We start from the raw sequence: 21424 nt of genomic DNA on the forward strand, positions 1-21424 counted from the left end.
TCAGCCCTGCTGCTGAAGGAGCCGGTCGCACGCCTTGACAGCGTTGTCGAGGGCTTCCTTCGGGCTCTGCTTGCCCTGAAGCGCCTTGGCGACCTCGTTGCGCAGCTCGGTCTTCATCTGCTCGCTGAACAGCACGGGCGTGTAGTTGACGGCCGTCTTCAGCGACTTGGCGGCGGCGACCCGGACGCGGGTCTCGTCGGTGCCGTCCTCCTTGGTGAAGTACGGGTCGTCCAGCGAACCGGCGGTGCTCGGGAAGATGGCGACCTGCTTGGCGAACGACATCTGGTGCGCCGCGTCGGTGACGTAGTGCGCGAAGGCGACCGCCGCGGGCTTGCGCTGGCTCTGCGCGTTCACCATCAGGCCCATCACGTACATGTTGACGTGGCCGGTGCTGGTGATCTGGTCGGTGATGCCGATGTTCTTGTACAGGTTCGGCGCCTGCTTCTTGAAGTTGGCGAGGTCGAGCGCGCTGCCCGGGTTCATGGCGACGGCGCCGGTGAGGAACTTCTTCCCGGTGGACTCGGGGGTGGCGGTCAGCGCCTGCGGGTCGAGGGCCTTGGCGTCGTACAGCTCCTTGTAACGGGTGAGGAGCTGGACCCCCTTGGCGTCGTTGAACGCGAAGGCGGTGCCCTCCTTGTTCATGAGCGGTACGCCGTAGCGGCCGAAGTCCTCGACGGTGGGCACGTTGGCGAGCGTGGCGACCTCGCCGTCGGTCTTGTCGGCGATCTCGAGAGCGGTGTCGAAGAGTTCGTCGTACGTCTTCGGCGGCTGCTCCGGGTCGAGTCCGGCCTTCTCGAAGAGGGACTTGTTGTAGAAGAGCGGGCCGGTGTTGAGGTACCAGGGGAAGGCGTACGTGCCGTCCATGCCCGGTATCCGGTGGCTGGCCCAGGCGCCTTCCAGGTACTCCTTCTCGTACTGCCCGGCGGCCTTGTCGAGGTCGAGGGCGAGGCCCGCCTTGGCGAGCGGGGCGACGAGGTCCGGGGAGACGTTGACGACGTCGGGCAGGGTGCCGCCGGCGGCGTCGGCGCTGATCTTGTCGGCGTAGCCCTCGCCGGGCTGGTCGACCCACTTGACGTGGGTGTCGGGGTACTTCTTCTCGAAGTCGGCGATCAGACCCTCGAAGTAGTCCTTGAAGTTGGCCCGCAGGTTCCAGGTCTGGAAGGTGATGTCGCCCTCGACCTTGCCCGAGGCGTCGGTCGAGCCGCCGCCGTCACCCCCGGAGCCGCAGGCGCTGAGCGGCAGGACGAGGGCGGCTACGGCGGCGACGGCGAATGTTCTGCGCGAGGTGGGCACGGTGGCACGTCTCCCTGAAGGACGTCGGCGGTGGGATGCCAGCGACCATGCACGGCGTTTCTGCGGAAAGTCAATGGATTCTCGCCAACTAAAGCGAAAGACACAGCATTAGTCCAGGTCAGAGCGGTGCGAGCAGGAACTTGCCAGGAACTACTAATGCGCTTTAGGATCTTCGCACTCAAGCGCTTTAGCTCTGACGCTCGCACCGAGGAAAGGAACGCGCATGCCGGCCAAGCGGCCCGCCGCGCGCCGGCCGACGATGAAGGACATCGCGCGGCGGGCCGGCGTCTCCGAGAGCGCGGTGTCGTTCGCGCTGAACGACCGGCCGGGGGTCTCCGAGGTCACCCGGGATCGGGTGCGCCGGGTGGCCGAGCAGCTCGGCTGGCGGCCCAGTACGGCGGCGCGCGCCCTGTCCGGGGAGGGTTCGGCGACGGTCGGCTTCGTGCTGGCGCGGCCCGCGCACACCCTCGGTGTCGACTCGTTCTTCCTGCAACTGGTCTCGGGGATCCAGGAGGTGCTGGCGGACCGGCACCTGGGGCTGCTGTTCCAGGTGGCACCGGACGTCGAGGACGAGTGCGCGGTCTACCGGCGCTGGTGGGCCGAACACCGGGTGGACGGTGTCCTCGTGGTCGACCCGCGCACCGACGATCCGCGTCCGGACCTGCTCGACGAACTCGGCCTGCCCGCCGTGGTGATCGGCGGGGCGCCGGACGAGCGCCATCCGGGGCTGTCCACGGTGTGGGCGGACGACGCGGGCGCGATGGCCGCCCTGGTGGACGGGCTGCACGCGCTCGGGCACCGGCGGATCGTGCACATCGCCGGGCTGCCGGGCCTCGCCCACACCCAGCGCCGTATCCGTGCCCTGCGCGCGGAGGCCGGGCGGCGGGGTCTGGGCGAGGTCGAGTCGGTGACCACCGACTACTCGGACGCGGAGGGCGCGGCCGTCACCCGCCGCCTGCTGGAGGCGCCCGCTCCCCCGACGGCCCTGATCTACGACAACGACGTGATGGCCGTCGCCGGGGTCGCCGCGGCCGCCGAACTCGGTTTCTCGGTACCGGCGGACGTGTCCGTGGTGGCCTGGGAGGACTCGGCGCTGTGCCGCATGGTCAAGCCGTGGCTGTCCGCCCTGTCCCGGGACAGTGTGGAGTTCGGCCGCACGGCGGCCACGGAGCTGACCGCCCTGCTCGACGGCGGTCCGGCCCGGACGGTGCGGGTGCCCGTGCCGCGCCTGATCGAGCGGGACAGCACGGGGCCGGCCCGGGGGATCTGAACGCGGCCGGACGGGCCCGCGCTCTCGACGTGCGCGCCTCGGACGGGCAGAGTGCTGTCCTGCGTACTCACCAGTAATCCCGCACCCCCGTCACCGCACTCCCGTCACCGCACCCCAAGGAGCCCTCCGTGACCGACCGGGCCGGCCGCACCGCCGTCGAGATCGCCGCCGCCGTACGGGAGAAGCGGGCCACGCCCCGCGAGGTGGTGGCGGAGCATCTGGCCCGGATCGAGCGGCTGGACGGCCGCGTCGGCGCCTTCCGCGCGGTGCGGGCCGAGGCGGCGCTCGCCGAGGCCGAGGAGGTGGGCGCCCGGGGCGATCTGGGGGAACTGCCGCTGGCCGGCGTGCCGGTGGCGGTCAAGGACAATCTCGCGGTGCGCGGGGAGTCCACCCGGGTGGGCTCGGCCGCAACCCCGCACACGCCCGCCGACGCCGACCACGTCACCGTGGCCCGGCTGCGGGCGGCCGGTGCGGTGGTGGTGGGGGTGACGAACGTGCCGGAGCTGTGCGTGTTCGGCACCACCGAGGGGGTGCTCGGCACGGCCCGCAACCCGTGGGACCCCACCCGCTCGGCAGGCGGTTCGTCGGGCGGCAGCGCGGCCGCGGTGGCCGCCGGGATGGTGCCGCTCGCCCTTGGCAACGACGGCATGGGCTCGCTGCGCATCCCCGCGGCCAACTGCGGGCTCGTCACCCTCAAGCCGGGCCGGGGCGTGGTCCCCGCCGGCATCGGTGAGGGCGACTGGTTCGGCATGTCGGAGAACGGGCCGCTGGCCACCACGGTCGCGGACGCCCGCCTGATGCTCACGGTCCTCGCGGACGGCCCCCTGCCGGAGCGCGAGGACTCCGGCGCCCTGCGCGTCGCCGCCTCGCTGCGCAGTCCGTTGGCCGGCGTCCCCCTCTCCCGGCCGTACGCGCGGGCCCTGCGCGAGGCGGCCGGGGTCCTGATGAAGGCGGGCCACCAGGTACGGCGCGCCGACCCGCCCTACCCGGCGTCCCTGGGTGTGACCGCCCTGACCCACTGGACGGCCGGTACGTCGGTGGACGCCCGCGGCCTCGACCGGCGGCTGCTGACCAGGCGCACGCGGGTGCACGCGGCCCTCGGGCGGCGTTTCGTCGCCCGGGTGGCGGACGGCGCGGACCGGGAGCGGCTGCGCGAACGCCTGGAGCCGTTCTTCGCCGAGTACGACGTCCTGCTCACCCCGGCGCTGGCCCGCCGCTCCCCCGGCGCCGGGCCCTGGCACGAACGGGGCTGGCTGCGCAACGTGGTGGCGAACTCCGCGTACTCGCCGTTCACGCCGCCGTGGAACCTGACCGGTCTGCCCGCGATGTCGGTGCCGTTCGGCACGCTGGACTCGGGCGCGCCCTGCGCCGTGCAGCTGGTGGGGCGCCCGGGCTCGGAGGCGACGCTGCTGGAGCTGGCGGAGCGGATCGAGGCGCTCCGCCCCTGGCGCCGGACGGCACCGCTGGACCGAGGCGGTCCTACAGGGCGCGGTGCATGATGTGCAGGCCGACCCGCCCGTGCCGGGGGTGGTCGAAGGCGTCCGGCACCGTGCCCAGGATCGTGAAGCCGAGGGAGGTCCACAGCCGCACGGCGGGGTTGGTCTCGACGACGGCGTTGAAGACCATGGCCCGGTATCCCTCGGCCCTGGCCGCCTCCAGGACGTACTCGGCGAGGGCCCGGCCGGTGCCGCGTCCCGCCCGGCCGGGGTCGACCATGAAACCGGCGTTGGCGATGCGGGCGGCGGGGCCGCCGTAGTTGGGCGTGACGTAGGCGGAGCCGACTACGGCGCCGGTGTCGTCCTCGGCGACGTAGACGCGCTTGGCGGGGTTCGTCCACAGGGCCCGGGCGTCCTCCTCGGAGGTGTCCGGGTCCCAGGCGTAGGTCTCGCCGGCGGCGACGATGCGGTGCCAGAAGGGCCAGATGTGCGGCCAGTCGCCGGGCGTGGCTTCCCTGATCAGCATGGGCGTGAGTCTGGCACGCCCATGCGCTCGGCGACCTCGGTGGGTGGCGTGCGGGTCAGTCCACGCTCGGCAGGATGTGCGGCTCGGCGAGGTCCTCCTCGTAGCCCGCGAGGCGGATCGGGGCGGAGCGCGCCCACACGTCGAGGCTGCCGATCTCTCCGGGCCTGCGGGCGCGCCCGCTGCGTTCCTCGGTGCGTTGTTCTGGCTTCGTCGTCGTTTCCGGTGTCACCGCGCACTCCTTATGTGTCGGGTCACCCTCGGGGCCTGCCGACGCCAGTCTCCTGTCCGGCACCCGGCGCCCGCTCGAGTGTGGGTCGAATGCAGATGCAGATCGGACGCGGTGGCGCCGGAACTCCTACGGAAGCAGGCCGTTGTGAACCGGCTCGTCCCATGACGGACCTGGGTGTGGGTAGTGCCCTGTGCTGCCGTCCGTCCGGACCAGATTAACCAAATGAGCGGGGGCGCGCTCTATGGGGCTCAAAAGATGGGAGAACCATTGCCCTTCGCCTCGCGCGCAGTTGGCCCAAGTCTGCCCCGATTCCTCCGCTTCCGCACCGCACGCAACTCACCCGATCGGCCTACACCGACGTCCGCACCTCCGCATGCGGGTGGAGGGCTCGGGCACAGTTAAGTCGCCGTTGGCTGCGTCGCAAGCTCGCCATGGTCTGCTGCCGGTCGGCAACGGCTGTCTCGTGGGAGGACCGGGGCATGGAACTGCGCAGCGTCGAGGAGCTGATGGACCTGCTGTACGCCTGCCGGGGCGAGCGGCCCGCGGCCGGGCCCGGCGGTGGACCCCGGGATCCGCACGGGCACGCGCTGCGGACGGCCGCGCTGCTGCGCCGGCGCCGCCCGGCCGACAAGGAGCTCCAGGTCGCCGGGCTGGTGTCGCCCGTGGGCCGGCTGCTGTGGCCGGGCGCCCCGGCGGCCCGGACCGCCGACGCGGTACGGCCGCTGCTCGGCGTGCGCGTCGCCCGCCTGGTGCGCCGTCAGGCCCGGCCCGGCGACCGGGCCCACGACGACGACCTGGTCAGCCTTCGTCAGGCGGACGACGAGGCCCGCACCGCCGACTTCGACGCCGGGGTCCTGGAGGACTGGCGTTCGGTGCTGGAGCTGACGGCGGCACGGAACTCGCGGCTGGGCCTGGTGGACTGAGGCTCCCTCACCACTTGCCGGGTGCGTAGTCCTTGAGGAAGACGCCGTAGAGATCCTCGCCCGCCTCGCCGCGCACGATGGGGTCGTAGACGCGGGCGGCGCCGTCGATCAGGTCGAGCGGGGCGTGGAAGCCGGCCTCGGCCAGGCGCAGCTTGTCGTAGTGGGGACGTTCGTCGGTGATCCAGCCGGTGTCGACGGAGGTCATCAGGATCTTGTCGGTGTCGAACATCTCCTGGCCGCTGGTCCGGGTCACCATGTTCATGGCCGCCTTGGCCGCGTTGGTGTTCGGGTGCCCGGCGCCCTTGTAGCCGCGGTCGAAGACGCCCTCCATGGCCGAGACGTTGACGACGTAGGCGCGCCCCGCCGGGGCCTTGCGCGCGGCCTCGGCCATCGAGGCGCGCAGCGCGCTGATGAGGATGAACGGCGACGTGTAGTTGCACAGCTGGGTCTCGAGCAGTTCCACCGGGGAGATCTGCTCGATGGTCTGCACCCAGGTGTTGGAGTCGACCACGTCGGGGACCAGTCCGCCGGCGTCGATGGCGGTCCCCTCGCGGTGCCGGACCACGCTGGCGTTGCCGGCGACCAGGGCGAGGTCGGCCACCTGCTGCGCGTCGAGCCCCGAGGTGCCCGGCGGCAGCGCGGCCAGGCCGTCCACGGCGCCGGAGTTGAAGGCGCCGATGACGTGGTGGGCGGGCAGCTCCCCGGCGGGCAGCGGGGCGCTCTCGCCCTCGACCAGCGCGGCGTACGCGGAGGGCAGCCGGCGCACGGTCTGGGTGGCGTTGTTGATCAGGATGTCGAGCGGACCCTGCTCGGTGACCTGCTCGGCCAGGGCCACGGCCTGGGCGGGGTCGCGCAGGTCGATGCCGACGACCTCCAGGCGGTGCATCCAGTCCGCGGAGTCGTCCATCGCCTTGAAGCGCCGGATGGCGTCCTTGGGGAACCGCGTGGTGATCGTGGTGTGCGCGCCGTCGCGCAGCAGCCTGAGCGCGATGTACATGCCGATCTTGGCCCGGCCGCCGGTGAGCAGCGCCCGCTTGCCGGTGAGGTCGGCGCGGGCGTCGCGGCGGGCCCGGTTCTCGGCGGCGCAGCCCTGGCAGAGCTGGTGGTAGAAGTAGTCGACCTCGACGTAGCGCTGCTTGCAGATGTAGCAGGAGCGCGGGCGCTGCAGTATGCCCGCGATCGTGCCCTCCTCCGTGCGCGAGGAGGGCAGCAGGCCCTCGGTCTCGTCGTCGATGCGCTCGGCGGAGCCGGTGGCGGTGGCCTCGGTGACCGACTTGTCGTGGGCGGTCTTGGCGGCCCGGCGCTCCTGGCGGCGGCGCTGCTTGACCATGCGGTAGATGTGCGAGGTGGCCCGGCGGACCGCGATCGCGTCGGGGTGGTCGACGTCCAGCTCGTCGAGTTCCTTCAGTACGTCGAGGCAGACGGCGAGCCGTTCGGGGTCGATGCCGGGGCCGTACGCGGAGGCGGCCGCCTCGTCCGTGGTCGCCGGGCCGTCCTGTGTCACCGTCATCGCCGTTGCCGTTCCCTGGTCACCGTTGCGGCGCTCCGGGAGGCGACCGCTGTCGAACAGCGGATTTTATTCAGCGTGCGGCCCGGATCCAAACCCGCCGGGGTCAGGGACGGCAGGCCGTGAGCAACGTCTCCACCTCGTCGGCCACCGCCAGGGCGAAGCGGTCGAGGTCCGGCACGGCCTTCCCGTCGGCGAGCAGGCCGAAGTGCACCTGGCCGCGGTACGTCGAGACGGCCACAGCGAGGGAGTGGCCGCGGGCCAGGGGCGCCAGCGGGTAGACCTCGGTGAGGGGGTGACCGCCGAGCCGCAGCCCGAGGCTGGGCAGGGGCACGCTGGTGACCAGGATGTCGAACCAGAGCCGGGCGGCCCCGGAGACCAGTGGCCCGCCGAGCCGGTGGCCGAGCGCCGGCACGTGGTCGGCGAGCAGGGCGACGGCTCCGGCGCCGCGGCCGGGACCGGCGTCCTTGTTGCGGTCCATGGCGGCGCGGACCGTGCCGAGGCGGGAGAGCGGGTCGGGGTCGCCGACCGGAAGCCGCATCAGGTAGCCGGAGAGCCGGTTCCCCTGGGGCCGGGCGGTGCGCGGGCGGCGCTTGGAGACGGGGATGAGGGCGCGGGGCGCGACGCCCTCGCTGCCGTCGCCGCGCTCGTCCAGCCAGCGGCGCAGGGCACCGGCGACGACCGCGATCAGCACGTCGTTGACCGTGCCGCCGGTGGTCTTGCGGACGTGGTGCACGTCGTCGAGGTCGACGGCCACGCCCGCGATCCGGCGGGTTCCGGAGGACTCGGCGGTCAGCGCGGGTGAGGAGCGCACGTCCAGGGTGGACAGGGCCGCGGCGGCGCCGATGTCCAGGGCGCGGCCGACGTCCGAGAGGGCGTCCCGGAGCCTGCCCGGCAGGGTGCGCACGTCGGGCAGCAGCCCGCGCGGCGGCCGTGCGGGGCGGGGCCGGGGGGCCGGGAGGTCCATCGGGTCGAGGACCCCGGCGGCCAGGGTCAGGGCGCGCAGGCCGTCGGCCAGGGCGTGGTGGAACTTGAAGAGCACGGCGAAGGCCCCGCCGTCCGCGCCCGGCAGCACGTGCGCCTCCCAGGGCGGCCGCCCGCGCTCCAGGGGGCGCTCCATGAGGCGGCCGGCCCTGGCGTGGAAGTCCGTGGCCGGGGCGTGCAGCCGCACGTGGTCGAGCGGGTCGAAGCGCGGGTCGGGCTCGCGGGTCGCGCCGCCGAAGGACAGGGGTGCCCGCAAGCCCGGCTCCGGCTGCCAGGTGTCCCGGATCCTCATCCGCAGTCCGGGCACCGCGGGGGCGCGGGCCGCGAGCAGGTCCGCGGCGTGGGCGGCCGCGGTGGGCGAGCCGGCCTCGAAGACGCCGAGCGCGCCCAGGTGCATGGGGTGCTCGGCGGACTCGATGTTCCAGAACGCCAGGTCGAGGGGAGCGAGCGGATCGGGAGTCAAGGGCTTGCCTCGCAAGGACGACGCGTGGGCGGCGGGTGGGCCGTGGGTGGACAAGCAGTCAATCGCCTCCCGTCGATTACGGTCAAGTACGATCAAGTTACGCACAGTTAACAGTGGATGAAGTCCCGCCCCTTTCGGCAGGGGCGGGACTGCTGTGACTCATGGGGCATCTGGCTGACGTCGGCCTACGTCAGCGGCGGCGGCACCGCCTCCGTCGAGGTTCCCCACCCGGACGGCTGCGGGCCGACCGTGAACGCGAGCGACCGCACGGAGCGCAGGGTGTCCGTCGTCAGCCAGGTCCGGGCGTAGGCCGAGCCGTCGGCGCGGGCCGACTGGACGTACCGGTCGGTGTCCGAGGTGCCGGGCGCGGTGATCGTCAGGGCGCCGCGCGGGTAGTAGCGCCGGTCGAGGGTGAGGTCGACGCGGTCGAAGACCGGGGTGGACAGGCCCCAGGTGTCGTAGCCGGGCTGGATCGGGAAGATCCCGATCGAGGACAGCACGTTCCACGCGGACATGGTCCCGAGGTCGTCGTTGCCGGTCATCCCGGTCGGCGTGTCCGTGAACAGGGTGAGCGCCGCGTGCACCACGTCGGTCGTCTTCCAGGGCTGCCCGGTCGACAGGTAGGTGTACGGGGCGATGAGGTCGGGCTCGTTCTGCGGGTTGTACTTGTCGGCGTTGTAGTAGTCGTACGGCCCGTTCACCCACACCTCGCGGGCGGTCTTCGCCGGGTCGGCGAGGAGCCGGTCGTAGGCGAAGAAGGAGTCGAGCCGCTCGTTCGCGGCCTCGGTGCCGCCGATGAGGTCGATCATGCCCGGCAGGTCCTGCGGCACCAGCCACTGGTACTGCCAGGACGTGCCCTCGTGGAAGCCCTCGCTCTGCGCCGGGTCGGCCGGGCCGGTGAAGGCGCCCTCGGCGTCACGGGCGCGGAAGAAGCCGGTGGAGGGGTCGAAGACGTTGCGGTAGCTCTGGGCGCGCTCCGCGTACCGCTCGGCGTCCGCGTCGTGGCCGAGGTCGCGGGCCATGCGGGAGAGCATGGCGTCGGACAGGGCGTACTCCAGGGTGGCGGAGGCGCCGTGGTCGTAGTCGGAGTCGCCGGGCTTGGCGTGCGGGCGGCCCTTGACGTACGGCGCGAAGCCGTCGGCGAGGTACTCGCGGTTGGCCTCCCGGCCGACGGCCGGCGAGTCGGCGGGCGGGACGCCGTCGGCGTTCTTCTTCAGCGCCCGGTAGGCCTTCTCCTCCCAGCCGTGCAGCAGGCCCTGCTGGTAGGCGTTGGTGAGGAAGGGGGTCACCGGGTCGCCCGTCATGATGTTGGTCTCGACGGTGCCGTAGCCCCACTTGGGCAGCCAGCCGCTCTCCTCGTCGATCTTGATGACGGAGATCGCCATGTCCCGGGCCTCGCGGGGCGCGAGCAGGGACAGGAGCTGGGACTGGGTGCGGTAGGTGTCCCACAGGGACCAGTTCTGGTAGTACGTGAAGCCCTTGGCCCGGTGGATCTCCTGGTCCCAGCCGGTGTAGCGGCCGTCGACGTCGCTGCCGACGTTGGGGGCGAGGAAGGACCGGTACAGGGACGAGTAGAAGGTGCGGCGCAGGGTGTCGTCGCCGCCCCGGACCCGGACGTCGTCCAGCCGCTTCTCCCAGGTGCGCTGTGCGCCCCGGCGTACGGAGTCGAAGGAGTGCCCGCCCTCGGCGCGCAGGTTGCGCGCGGCGCCGCGCGCGTCCACGTAGGACAGGGCGGTGGTGGCCTCGACGGTGCGGTCCTTCGTGGTGTCGAAGCGGACGTAGGCGCCGTCGCCGCCGCTCTTCGAGCCCGCGGTCACGGTGCCGTCGTCCCAGGTGCCGTAGGAGGCGAAGGGCCGGTCGAAGCGGGTGATCGTGTAGACGGTGTACGGCTTCGTGTCCTGGCAGAAGCCGCTGCCGGTGATCGCGGTGCGAACGGTGCGGCTGTCCAGGACCTCGACCTCGGCGGAGATGTTCCTGTGCAGCGACTGGCCGGCGTTGAGCAGGACGTTGGCCTTGTCGGTGGCCGGGAAGGTGTAGCGCTGCACGCCGGTGCGTTCGGTGGCGGTCAGCTCCGCGTCGACGCCGGAGTCGAGGCCGACGCGGTAGTAGCCGGGGCTCGCCTCCTCGTCGTCGTGGCTGAAGGAGGCGGCGTACTTCGCGTAGTCGGTCTCGGTGACGTCGCCGGTGGTCGGCAGCACCGGCAGGTCGCCGCCCAGTCCGCAGCCGACGCCGGAGAGGTGGACCAGGGAGAAGCCGCGGATGTGGGTGTCGGAGTGGTCGTAGCCGGTGTTGTGGCCGGTGTCCGGCGAGAACTGCACCATGCCGAAGGGCACGGCGGCGCCGGGGTAGGTGTTGCCCTCGTTCTCGGTCCCGATGAACGGGTTCACGAGGTCGGTCAAGGGTCCGTCGGGGGCCGCCTGGGCGGCGGGTACGGCGACGGCGCCCGCGAGGAGCGCCGCCGCGGCGGCGGCCGTCGCCGCGCCGCGCAGCCGTTGGGTCCAGCTCATGGAAGATGCCTCCGTCTTTCTTTCTCGTGCATCCGTCTTCTTCTCTCGTGCTTTCCGGTCCCGCCCGGCCGCCCGGCCTGCTCGGCCGCTCAGACGAAACGCCAGAGGTGGTCGTCGGTGCCGTTGTCGTCGAACTGGACGACCTGGGCGCTGTCGGCGGTCGACATGCCGTCCACGCCGAGGACCTTGCCGCTGTGCTTGTTGCAGATCAGGAACCAGCCGTCGCCCTGGTCGGCGAAGGTCCACAGGTGGTCGTCCGTGCCGTTGTCCTCGTACTGCACGACGCGCGCGCTGTTGGCGGTGGACATCCCGTCGACGCCGAGGACCTTGCCGCTGTGGCCGTTGCGGACGAGGAACCAGCCGTCGCCCTTGTCGATCCGCTGCCAGGCATGGTCGCCGGTGCCGGTGTTGGCGAACTGCACCACTCGGGCGCTGTTGGCGGTGGACATCCCGTCGACGGCGAGCACCTTGCCGCTGTGCTTGTTCTGCACGCGCCGGAAGGGCGGCTCGGGGACCCAGGGGGTGCCGTCCGGGGCGGCGGTCGGGAAGGAGGCGATGCGCAGCCGGGCGGCGGCCATCGGGATCAGGGTGACCTGCTCGACCCGCGCGGTGGAGCGGGCCGGGCTCGGCTGGAGCGGGGCGACCACGTGTTCGTCGTCCGCGACCCACTCGGGGATGCGGCGGGCGCGGGCGGTGAGCCGGACGGGCACGGTGTCGTGGGTGAAGGGGTTGTCCGCGACCCGGGCGCGGACACGGCGGAAGACGGGCGCGGCGCCGGGCACGAGGCCGTAGTTCCACGGGGTGGTCGCGTGGACCTCGTACTCGGGGAAGGTGTCGTCGCCCGCGTACCTGACGTAGCGCTCACCGATCTTCAGGGCGTACGTCAGCGGCCCCCGGTCGACACTGACCGAGCCGTGGTTGCCCGGCCAGGAGCGCAGAGCGGTCCGCTGCGGCAGGCGCAGGGTGACGCGGTCGCCGTCCGACCAGGTGCGCTCGACGCGGACGAAGGCCGGGCCGTCGGCCGCGGGCACGGGCCGGCCGTTGACCCGCACCTGCGGCCCCTCGCACCAGCCAGGTATCCGCAGGCTCAGCGGGAAGGCGACACGGCGCGGGGCCGACACGGTGAGGGTGACCGTGTCGTCGAAGGGGTAGTCGGTGTCCTCGGTGACGGTCACCCGGGTGCCGTCGGCGCCGACGGCGGCCGTGACCCGGGAGGGGGCGTACATCGCGGCGGCCAGGCCCCGGTCGGGCGTGCCGAGCCACAGTTCCTCGGTGAAGTAGGGCCAGCCCATGCCGTAGTTGTGCGGGCAGCAGCGGTAGTTGTCGACGCCGGGCTGGTACGCCTGCATGGCGAAGCCGTTCTGGAACTGTCCCTGCGTCTTGCGGGCGTTGTCCAGGTCGACGCTGTTGGCGCTGGTGACGTAGTGGACGGCACGGCCCTCGGGGTCGAGGGCGGCGGGCAGCGCGTTGAAGGCCAGGTCCTCGCAGCGGTCGGCCCAGACCGGGTCGCCGGTGATCCGGACCAGCAGCTCGTGGGCGGCCATGAACTCGACGACGCCGCAGGTCTCGAAGCCCTGTCGCGGGTCGCCGAACCCGGGCCGGATGTTCTCGTCCCCGGCCAGCCCGCCCCCGGGGAACTGCCCGTACCCGCCCATGACCTGCTCGTACGTGTCATAGGTGGCGCGGGTGTCGGCGGCGGAGCCGGAGAGCTGGGCGTACTGGGCGGGTTCGCGGAAGCCCTGGGCGATGTTGACGTTGTGCGCACTGGGCAGCGGGCCGGTCCAGTCGGCACCCCAGGTGTGCATCTTCTCGACGAGGTCGAGCAGGAAGGCGTCGCCGGTGCGGCGGTGCAGCCACATGGCGAGGTCGATGCCGTCGCCCCAGCGCAGCGAGACCCAGCTGGAGTCGAAGGCGCCCTTGCCCTGGGCGTTCATGAACCGCAGGAACCCGGTGAACAGGGGCAGGATCCGCGGGTCGCCGGCGTACTCCTCCCAGGTGCGCAGTGCCTGGAGCAGGGGCAGGAACGGCCAGAAGTCGGGGCCGCCGTTGAGCGAGGTGCGCAGCGCCCGGGGGCCGAAGAAGCCGTCGTCCTGGCGGGTGGCGAGGATCGCGTCGATCCAGCGGCGGGACCGGTCCAGCGCCTCGGCGTCACCGGTGGCGACGGCGAGGGGGACGTATCCGCGCAGCCAGTACGGCAGTTCCTCCCACCCGCCGTTCTCGGGGTGCACCCAGCCGGAGGTCGCGAAGTCGAGGAAGTGGGAGCGCTCGGCGTAGCGGCCGCACAACCCGTCGAGCTGGAGGCGGAGTTGTCCGGCGAGCCAGCCGCGCCCGGTGACGCTGCCGGGCGCCAGCCGGGTGAAGGCGTCGGGGGCCGGGCTGCCGGCCGCGGCGGCGGGTGCGCCCAGTGCGGGCACTCCCACGGCGAGCGCGCCGACGACCAGGGAACCGCGGTGCAGGAAACGGCGTCGGTCGAGAGTCATGGAGCTCCAGACGGGACGGGAGGGGTGGCAGGTGCCGGAGTGCGGGGGCGGGGGCGGGGCGCGCGAGGCGCCCCGCCGTGGGTGTCGCGTGTCGTGCGATCAGGCGCAGTTCGCCGGGGTGGCCCGGGAGATGTCGTCGATCAGTTGCTCGTGGGCCGCCCTGATCCGCTGCACATCGGGCTTGACGACCTTGCGGTCGTACGTCAGCAGGCCGTTCAGCTCGCCCTCGACGTCCGTGATCTGTGTGTAGACCGCGCCGTTGCCGCCCTTGCAGGCGAGGGCGCGCACCTCGTCGAGCTTGGTGAGGTAGTCGTCGGTGTACGTCGCCGGGTCGACGTCGACGTAGGACTGCTGGACCGACCAGGCGTGGCCGGGCACGGCGAGGCCGAGGCCGCCGTACTCGCCGCTGACCAGGGCGCGTTCGCCGTCGGGCGACGGGGGCAGCGCGGGGCTCGGATAGCCGTGCTCGTCCATGATGTCGCCGGTGCCGCCGTCGGCCCCGAGGTTCAGGCCGGACTGGTTGTTGACGAGCCGGGTCGGGTCCCAGGCCTTGGCCTGCGCGGCGACGCGGCCGATGTCGTACTGGCCCCAGCCCTCGTTGAAGGTGACCCACATGATGATCGACGGGTGGCTGACGTGTTCGTCGATCATCTCCTTCATCTCGCGCTCGTACTCGGCGCGGGCGGCGGTGGACGGGTTCTTGCCGGCGGTCATCGCGGGCATGTCCTGCCACACCAGCAGGCCCAGTCTGTCGGCCCAGTAGAACCAGCGGTCGGGTTCGACCTTGATGTGCTTGCGCACCGAGTTGAAGCCCATCTCCTTGTGCGCCTTCAGGTCGTACGCGAGGGCCTCGTCGGTCGGCGCGGTGTGCAGACCGTCGGGCCAGAAGCCCTGGTCGAGGGTGGCCATCATGAAGACGGGCTCGCCGTTGAGCATGGTGCGCGGTACGCCGTTCACCTTCTCGACGGCGATGGAGCGCATCCCGAAGTAGCTCTCGATCCGGTCGTGTCCGACGGTGACCTTCAGGTCGTACAGGAAGGGGTCGTCGGGCGACCACAGACGCGGGTCGCGGATCTTCAGGGTCAGCGGCTCGCCGGTGCGTCCGCTGACCGTGGCGACCTTGCGGTGCCCGGCGTACGCCGTGGCCCTGACGCGTACGCCGTCGCGCACGCCCTTCGGCTCGACGGTGAGGGTGCTCGCCGCGCCGTCGACGTGCGGGGTGAGCTTCAGCGAGTCCACGTGGTCCCGGGCGACCGGTTCCATCCACACGGTCTGCCAGATGCCGGAGCTGGGCGTGTACCAGATGCCGCTCGGGTCCAGGCGCTGCTTGCCGAGCGGCGGGTTCTCGCCGTTCGCCGCGTCGGTCGGGTCGTAGACGCCGACGATCAGCTCCTGGGTGCGGCCGGGCTTGAGGGCGTCGGTGACGTCGGCGCTGAACTTGTCGTAACCGCCCTTGTGGCCGGCGACCTTGGTGCCGTTGACGTACACCTCGGACTGCCAGTCGACGGCGCCGAAGTTCAGCTTGAGCCGCTGGCCGTGGCCGATGTGCCAGTCGCGGGGCACGGTGAAGGTGCGGCGGTACCACATGCGGTCCTCGTGCCGCTGGATGCCGGAGAGCTGCGACTCCACCGGGTACGGGACGAGGATGCGCTCCTTGAGGTTCTTGCCGACCGGCGGCTGCTCGCCCGCCTCGGCGGCGGCGAACTGCCAGCGGCCGTTGAGGTTCTGCCAGTCGTCGCGGGTCAGCTGCGGGCGCGGGTACTCCGGCAGGGCGTTGTCCGGCCCCACCTCGTCGGCCCAGTCGGTGCGCAGCTCGTAGGTGGACTCGTTGCCGCCGCTGCTCCAGAAGGCGTTGACAACGTTGCCTTCGGCGTCGGTGAGGCCGCCTTCGCCGTCGTAGCGGACGTCGGCGGTGCCGGGCGCGTCCCCGTCCTTGTTGCCGACGACGGGCTGGTCGAGGGCGACGAGCAGGGCGCTCGGGTCGGCGGGGTCGAGCCTGGTCTCGCCGAGCGGCCACTCGGCGCCGCCGATCACGGTTTCGAGGTGGTCGGTGAAGCCGGCCGGGGGCGCGGCGAGGGGGCTCGCGAAGTCGAGCCTGAGGGTGCGGCCGGTGGACTGGACGGTGGTCGCCGTCGCGCCGTTGTAGTCGAAGCCGTCGGGCAGGCGGAACGCCGACTGCGGGATCGCCTCCTTGCTGCCGCCGGGCTCGGTCCAGCGCAGGTGGAGGTTGGAGCCGCCGTAGTGCTCGAAGTACTCCAGTTTGATGTCGTAGGACTGGCCGGCCGTCAGCTCGATCGGCTGGGCGGTCTGTTCGCGGTCCCAGTCGTCGACCCAGTGGTCGATGGCGAGCTGTCCGCCGATCCAGAGGCGGAAGCCGTTGTCACCGATGATCGAGAAGGTGTGGGCGCCGGTCTTCTCCGGGACGAGCTTGCCGGTCCAGCGGACGTTCACGTCGTCCGACTGGCCGGTGGCGAAGGCGAGTCGCGGCTCCAGGGTGTTGAAGTCGACCTGCTGGTCGAATCCGGTGGCCTTGAGTTCGTGGAAGTCGAAGGCGCCGGGGGCGGACTGGGTGTAGTACTCGCCCTTCAGGCCGTGGACCTCGGCGGTGTCGCCGGTGCCCGCCGGGTCGGCGGCGTTGGCGGCCGGGACGGCGGCGAGTCCCGCGACGCCGAGGGCGGCGGCTAGCAGCAGCGCGAGTCTGTCTCTGAGTCGTTTGGTGCGCACTGACCCTCTCCTCGAGAACGGGTGACGGCTGGTGGCTCGGACATCGATGTCATACAACGATGTAAGGCAGCGGTGCAGTGGCATGACAGCACGGATTCCGCTTGACGTCCAGGGACATGACAACGGCCCCGGGATCGACGCGCGTAACGCGCGGCCCGGGGCCGCGGCCCTCCGGTCGTCCCGCCGTCACGGCACCCGCTGCCCCTTGCCCAGCGCGATCACGCCGCCCTTCGAGACGGTGTACAACTCGCCGTCCCGTTGCGGGTTGACGCCGATCGTCGCGCCCGGCGGCACCTCCACGTTCTTGTCGAGGACCGCCCCGCGCACCACCGCGCCCCGGCCGATGTGCACGTTGTCGTGCAGCACCGAGCCCTGCACGACCGCCCCCGGGTCGACGACCACGCCCGGCGAGAGCACGGACCGGGTGACCTGGCCCCGGACCAGGCAGCCCGCGCTGATGATCGACTCGCCGGCGATGCCGCCGCCGTTGAAGCGGGCGGGCGAGAGCTGGGTGGAGTGGGTGTAGACCGGCCAGTCCCGGTTGTAGAGGTTGAACGCGGGCCGCTCGGCGATCAGGTCCATGTGGGCGTCATAGTAGGCGTCCAGCGTGCCCACGTCCCGCCAGTAGCCCTGGTCCCGCGAGGTCTCCCCCGGCACGTGGTTGGCGCTGAAGTCGTACAGCGCGGCCTCGCCCCGCTCGGTGAGCTGGGGCAGGATCGAACCGCCCATGTCGTGCACGGAGTTCTCGTCCTCGGCGTCCCGGTGCAGGGCCTCGATCAGGGCCTTGGTGGTGAAGACGTAGTTGCCCATCGAGGCGAAGACGCACCCGGGGTCGTCGGCCAGTCCGGGCGGGTCGGCGGGCTTCTCCAGGAAGCCGGTGACGGTCTGCCCGTCGGAGCCCGGGGTGATCACACCGAAGGACGGCGACTCGGCGCGCGGGACCCGTATCCCGGCGACCGTGACACCCGCCCCGGACTCGATGTGCTGGGCGAGCATCTGGCGCGGGTCCATCCGGTACACGTGATCGGCGCCGAACACCGCGACGTACTCGGGCTGTTCGTCGTGCACCAGGTTCAGGGACTGCAGGATCGCGTCGGCGCTGCCCAGGAACCAGCGCGGGCCGAGGCGCTGCTGGGCGGGGACGGGGGTGACGTAGTTACCGAGCAGGCTGGACATCCGCCAGGTGGTGGTGATGTGCCGGTCCAGGGAGTGCGACTTGTACTGCGTCAGCACGCAGATCCGCAGGATGTCGCCGTTGACCAGGTTGGACAGCACGAAGTCGACCAGGCGGTAGGTGCCGCCGAAGGTGACCGCGGGTTTGGCGCGGTCCGCGGTCAAGGGCATCAGGCGTTTGCCCTCTCCGCCCGCCAGCACGATGCCGAGCACCGAAGGACCTCCACGACGCATGGCCGCTCCCCTCACCCTGGTTCACCCTCGGCCGCCCCGGGCGGGGCGGCTCGAGCCCGCTTGAGGATCTCCTCGTACAGCCGGACCGTGCGGCGCGCGACCGCGTCCCAGCCGAACTCCTCCACGGCGCGCGTCCGGCCCGCAGCGCCCATCCGCCGGGCGGCGGCCGGGTCGCCGAGCACGGAGTCCAGTGCGCGGGCGAGACCCGCCTCGAAGTCGTCGTCCCCGACGCCCTCTCTCGGGACGAGTACCCCCGTTTCGCCGTCGGCCACGACCTCGGGTATGCCGCCCACCCGGGAGGCCACCACCGGGGTGCCGCAGGCCATCGCCTCCAGGTTGACGATGCCGAGGGGCTCGTACACGGAGGGGCAGACGAAGACGGCGGCGTGCGTCAGGAGCTGGATCACCTCGGGGCGCGGCAGCATGCGCGGGATCCAGTGCACGCCCTCGCGGGCGCGGCTCAGCCCAGCGAAGAGCTCTCGGAACTCCTGGTCGATCCGGGGGGTGTCCGGGGCGCCCGCGCACAGCACGACCTGCGCGGCCGGGTCGATGTCCCGTACCGCGCGCAGCAGGTGGGGGACGCCCTTCTGCCGGGTGATGCGGCCGACGAACAGGACGTACGGGCGGGAGCGGTCCAGACCGATCCGGTCCAGTACACCGGTGCCGTGGTCGGGCCGGTAGAGCCGGGTGTCGATGCCGTTGTGCACGACGTGGACCCGGGAGGCGTCGAGGGCGGGGTAGCAGCCGAGGACGTCGTCGCGCATCGCGGCGGACACGGCGATCACGGCGTCCGCCGCCTCGACCGCGGTGCGCTCGGCCCACCCGGACAGGGTGTACCCGCCGCCCAGTTGCTCGGCCTTCCAGGGGCGCAGCGGCTCCAGGGAATGGACGGTCATCACGTGCGGGACGCCGTACAGGAGCTTGGCGAGGTGGCCGCCGAGGTTGGCGTACCAGGTGTGGGAGTGCACCAGTTCGCGCCCTTCGAGGGCGGCGGTCATGGCGAGGTCCACGGAGAAGGTGCGCAGCGCGTCGTTGGCGCCGTCGAGCGCGGACCAGGGACGGTGACGCAGCACCCCGTCGCTGCGGCCCTCGCCCCAGCTGTGCACGTCCAGGTCGACGAGGCGGGCGAGTTCCCGGGCGAGGAACTCGACGTGGACTCCGGCGCCGCCGTAGACGTCCGGCGGGAACTCACGGGTCAGCAGCCCCACGCGCACCCGGAACCTCCCGTCTCGGCGGCTGGTTCCCTCATGGTCACCCAGAGCGGGCGCCTGGGGAAGAGCGCGGGGGCCGACGGGCCGGAGGGAGGGGGACGGAGGGGCGGCCTGCGTCGCCGGGAGGAGGGAAGACCGGCGGGCACGGGGAGAGGGACGGAGGAGCGACGAGCGTCGCAGAGAGGAGGGAAGACCGGCGGGCACGGGGAGAGGGACGGAGGAGCGACGAGCGTCGCAGAGAGGAGGGAAGACCGGCGGGTGCGGCCGACGGACGGAACCCGGCCGGGCGCGGGTGGCCCCGGGGGTCACGGAGATCCGGGGGGACGCGTGAAGCAGCAGTCGCCGCAGACGCCTCCGCCCGGCACCCGGTAGTAGAGGCAGCAGCTGCGGCGCCGGAAGGAAGTGCCGGTGAGCGTGCCGGTCCCGGCGAGCAGGGGGTGGGCCAGCAGGCCGGCGGTGAGCGAACGGGCGCGGGCGGCGGTGTCCGTACGGCCCTCGCGGCGGGCCCAGCGCTCCAGTTCGCGTCCGGCGCCGGCCAGGGCGGAGGCCGCGTTGCCGCGCAGCAGCCCGGCCGCGACGCCGTAGCGGGTGTGCACGGCCTCGGCGAGCGGCGCGAGGTGGGTGGTGAGCACGAGGTCCGCGACGGTGCCGGCGTCCCCCGGCAGGGCGTGCACCTCGGCGAGCCACAGGTCGTCGGGGGCACTGGCGTCGGGGTCCCAGTGCAGCAGGCGGGGATCGAGGTCGGGGACCTGCCCGTAGAGGGCGGCGCAGGCGAGGGCCACCGACCAGAGGCGGGCCGCGAGCCCCTGCTGGGCCACGGAGGCGGCGACCCGGGTCTCCGGGATGCCGAGCGCGGCGGCGATCTTGCGGACGCGGAGGCCCAGCAAGTCGGGACGCTGAACCGGAACATGAACGTCCGCCGCCGTGTCCGCGTATCCCGGTGGGTAGGCGTGTGCCAGGGGCGCGAGAGTGGCGGTCCGCCGTGACGGAGCGGGCCGTGAGACGCGCAGGACGGAGAAGCCGCCGAGCGGGCGGAGGGCGGAGAGGCCGGGGTCGAGATCCACGGAGAGCAGTAGTATCAGGGCCCCTAAGGGGCTGGTCCCGGGGTCCTGGGCCGCGAGTCGCCCACCCTGGGGAGGACGGCGGCGCCCGCGTACTCCATCGGTAGTAGGACCTGAAGAATGCTCAGGGACGACGACGGGAAGCCCCTGAGACGGCATCGTGTTGTTCATGGATGACGACCGTTCGCCGCGCCGGGCCCAGCGCCCCCGCCTCACGCAGAGGAGCAGCCGATGAGCGCCCTCGCGTTGTCCGTGCTGCTGTCGCTCGTCTCCGCCGTGGCGTACGCGGGCGGGGCGATCGTGCAGGAGCGGGTCGCGGCGTCGTCCCCGGGTGCTCAGTACGCTCCCTTGCGGCGGCCCGCCTGGTGGGCCGCGGTGTCGCTGAACGGCCTGGGCGGTCTGCTGCACGTGGTCGCCCTGGCGCTCGGCCCGCTGAGCCTGGTGCAGCCGCTGGGAGCGCTCACCATCGTGTTTGCGCTGCCCATGGCGGCGTTCTTCGTGGGCCGCAGGGCCGGTGCGACGGCCTGGCGGGGCGCGCTGATGGCCACGGTCGGTCTTGCCGGTCTGCTGTCGCTGGTCGGTGCCTCGGACGCGCAGTCGCTGGACACGGCGCAGCGTGTCGGGGCGGCGTGTGTCACCGGCGGTGCGGTCGTGGCGCTGATGATCGCCGGCCGCGCCGCGCACCGGCATCCGGCGGTCCGCAGCATCCTGCTGGCGACCGCGTCCGGCATAGCCTTCGGCATGTCGTCGGTCTTCACCAAGACGGTCGCGGTCGACTGGTCCGGCGGGGTGTCCGCCTCCGACCTGCCGTCGCTGGCCGTGATCGGCGTACTGGCGACGGCCGGCATGGTGCTCTCCCAGGCCTCCTACCGCGGCGCCGGTCTCGCCGCACCGCTGGCCACGCTGACGGTCGTGAACCCGGTGGTGGCCGCGGTGGTCGGCATCACCATGTTCGGCGAGACGTTCCGCTACGGCACGACCGGGACCGCGCTCGCCCTGAGCTGCGGCGTGGTGGCGGCAGGCGGACTGATCATGCTGACGACGGAGCGGATCGCACGGGAGGGCGCCGAGGCCCAGGTCCGGGACGGGAGCGGGGAGCAGGGACAGGGGCCGGAGCAGGCGCCGGAGCAGGGTGGCAGTGCCGTGGCCGAGGCGCCCTCGGCAGCGGCGGCTGCGGTGACTGCGGCGGCCCCTGCGGCCCCGCTGCCCGCCAAGGTCCTCGTGCCCTCCCCGGTGGCGCCGCCGATTCCGGACACCGCACCCGTCGAGGAGACGTACGACGTCGTCCGGACACCGGCGGGAAGCGACGACACGCCGCTCCCCTACGGCCCCTTCTACGGCGGTCCGTTCGTCCCGCCGCCCATGCTCGGCCGCCGGCGGGTACGGATCAGATCCTGATCGCG

Annotated in this window: 15 protein-coding genes; 4 read left to right on the forward strand and 11 right to left on the reverse strand. The window is 72.5% G+C overall.

Annotation, left to right across the window (positions count from 1 at the left end):
- Positions 1–1293, reverse strand: coding sequence for an ABC transporter substrate-binding protein (locus Sco07f_RS22770; RefSeq protein ID WP_087788570.1), 1293 nt, complete (start codon positions 1291–1293; stop codon positions 1–3).
- Between the two features lie 223 nt (positions 1294–1516).
- Between Sco07f_RS22770 and Sco07f_RS22775 the strand changes: the two genes are divergently transcribed.
- Both Sco07f_RS22775 and Sco07f_RS22780 read left to right on the forward strand, forming a co-directional pair.
- The gene (locus Sco07f_RS22775) at positions 1517–2563 is read left to right on the forward strand and encodes a LacI family DNA-binding transcriptional regulator (RefSeq protein ID WP_007389244.1); all 1047 of its coding nucleotides are present in this window, start codon (positions 1517–1519) and stop codon (positions 2561–2563) included.
- A gap of 128 nt (positions 2564–2691) precedes the next feature.
- On the forward strand, positions 2692–4062 hold the full coding sequence (locus Sco07f_RS22780; protein WP_108989012.1) for an amidase: 1371 nt from the start codon (positions 2692–2694) through the stop codon (positions 4060–4062).
- Here the strand turns inward: Sco07f_RS22780 and Sco07f_RS22785 are convergent.
- Both Sco07f_RS22785 and Sco07f_RS22790 read right to left on the reverse strand, forming a co-directional pair.
- Complete coding sequence (locus tag Sco07f_RS22785; protein ID WP_054101326.1) at positions 4043–4525, reverse strand: GNAT family N-acetyltransferase; 483 nt, start codon at positions 4523–4525, stop codon at positions 4043–4045. The two genes, Sco07f_RS22780 and Sco07f_RS22785, sit on opposite strands and share 20 nt — an antisense overlap.
- Before the next feature lie 55 nt (positions 4526–4580).
- Complete coding sequence (locus Sco07f_RS22790; RefSeq protein WP_007389762.1) at positions 4581–4754, reverse strand: hypothetical protein; 174 nt, start codon at positions 4752–4754, stop codon at positions 4581–4583.
- A gap of 479 nt (positions 4755–5233) precedes the next feature.
- Between Sco07f_RS22790 and Sco07f_RS22795 the strand changes: the two genes are divergently transcribed.
- Positions 5234–5677, forward strand: a complete 444-nt coding sequence (locus tag Sco07f_RS22795; protein WP_054101327.1) for a hypothetical protein — start codon at positions 5234–5236, stop codon at positions 5675–5677.
- Positions 5678–5684: 7 nt separating this feature from the next.
- On the opposite strand, the gene Sco07f_RS22800 is transcribed toward Sco07f_RS22795, so the two are convergent.
- The 8 genes from Sco07f_RS22800 to Sco07f_RS22840 all read right to left on the reverse strand — a co-directional run bounded on the left by Sco07f_RS22800 (position 5685) and on the right by Sco07f_RS22840 (position 20024).
- The gene (locus Sco07f_RS22800; protein ID WP_054101328.1) at positions 5685–7187 is read right to left on the reverse strand and encodes an SDR family NAD(P)-dependent oxidoreductase; all 1503 of its coding nucleotides are present in this window, start codon (positions 7185–7187) and stop codon (positions 5685–5687) included.
- Positions 7188–7290: 103 nt separating this feature from the next.
- A complete protein-coding gene (locus Sco07f_RS22805) occupies positions 7291–8631 on the reverse strand; it encodes a wax ester/triacylglycerol synthase family O-acyltransferase (RefSeq protein ID WP_054101329.1) in 1341 nt (446 codons plus the stop codon).
- Positions 8632–8816: 185 nt separating this feature from the next.
- A complete protein-coding gene (locus Sco07f_RS22815) occupies positions 8817–11138 on the reverse strand; it encodes a GH92 family glycosyl hydrolase (protein ID WP_108989013.1) in 2322 nt (773 codons plus the stop codon).
- 89 nt (positions 11139–11227) lie between these two features.
- Positions 11228–13618, reverse strand: coding sequence for a beta-L-arabinofuranosidase domain-containing protein (locus Sco07f_RS22820; protein ID WP_087788576.1), 2391 nt, complete (start codon positions 13616–13618; stop codon positions 11228–11230).
- Positions 13619–13717: 99 nt separating this feature from the next.
- Positions 13718–16342 (reverse strand): PA14 domain-containing protein, encoded by a 2625-nt coding sequence (locus Sco07f_RS22825; protein WP_087788577.1) that lies wholly within the window; start codon positions 16340–16342, stop codon positions 13718–13720.
- Positions 16343–16528: 186 nt separating this feature from the next.
- Positions 16529–17749 carry a glucose-1-phosphate adenylyltransferase gene (gene glgC, locus Sco07f_RS22830; protein WP_042822757.1) on the reverse strand — a complete coding sequence of 407 codons (1221 nt, stop codon included), beginning with the start codon at positions 17747–17749 and terminating at the stop codon, positions 16529–16531.
- An 11-nt stretch (positions 17750–17760) separates the two neighbouring features.
- The gene (gene glgA / locus Sco07f_RS22835) at positions 17761–18963 is read right to left on the reverse strand and encodes a glycogen synthase (RefSeq protein WP_108989014.1); all 1203 of its coding nucleotides are present in this window, start codon (positions 18961–18963) and stop codon (positions 17761–17763) included.
- Between the two features lie 302 nt (positions 18964–19265).
- A complete protein-coding gene (locus tag Sco07f_RS22840; RefSeq protein WP_108989015.1) occupies positions 19266–20024 on the reverse strand; it encodes a (2Fe-2S)-binding protein in 759 nt (252 codons plus the stop codon).
- A gap of 228 nt (positions 20025–20252) precedes the next feature.
- On the opposite strand from Sco07f_RS22840, the gene Sco07f_RS22845 reads away from it, so the two are divergent.
- Positions 20253–21419, forward strand: a complete 1167-nt coding sequence (locus Sco07f_RS22845) for a DMT family transporter (RefSeq protein ID WP_108989016.1) — start codon at positions 20253–20255, stop codon at positions 21417–21419.
- The last annotated feature ends 5 nt before the right edge of the window (positions 21420–21424 follow it).

It is taken from the genome of Streptomyces coelicoflavus (genome assembly GCF_003112555.1).
Classification (GTDB): domain Bacteria; phylum Actinomycetota; class Actinomycetes; order Streptomycetales; family Streptomycetaceae; genus Streptomyces; species Streptomyces coelicoflavus.

Coding starts and splice junctions, on each gene's coding strand:
- Sco07f_RS22775 (WP_007389244.1), top strand. CDS start 1,517: ATGCCGGCCAAGCGGCCCGCCGCGCGCCGGCCGACGATGAAGGACATC.
- Sco07f_RS22785 (WP_054101326.1), bottom strand. CDS start 4,525: ATGCTGATCAGGGAAGCCACGCCCGGCGACTGGCCGCACATCTGGCCC.
- Sco07f_RS22795 (WP_054101327.1), top strand. CDS start 5,234: ATGGAACTGCGCAGCGTCGAGGAGCTGATGGACCTGCTGTACGCCTGC.
- Sco07f_RS22800 (WP_054101328.1), bottom strand. CDS start 7,187: ATGACGGTGACACAGGACGGCCCGGCGACCACGGACGAGGCGGCCGCC.
- Sco07f_RS22815 (WP_108989013.1), bottom strand. CDS start 11,138: ATGAGCTGGACCCAACGGCTGCGCGGCGCGGCGACGGCCGCCGCCGCG.
- Sco07f_RS22820 (WP_087788576.1), bottom strand. CDS start 13,618: ATGACTCTCGACCGACGCCGTTTCCTGCACCGCGGTTCCCTGGTCGTC.
- glgC (WP_042822757.1), bottom strand. CDS start 17,749: ATGCGTCGTGGAGGTCCTTCGGTGCTCGGCATCGTGCTGGCGGGCGGA.
- Sco07f_RS22845 (WP_108989016.1), top strand. CDS start 20,253: ATGAGCGCCCTCGCGTTGTCCGTGCTGCTGTCGCTCGTCTCCGCCGTG.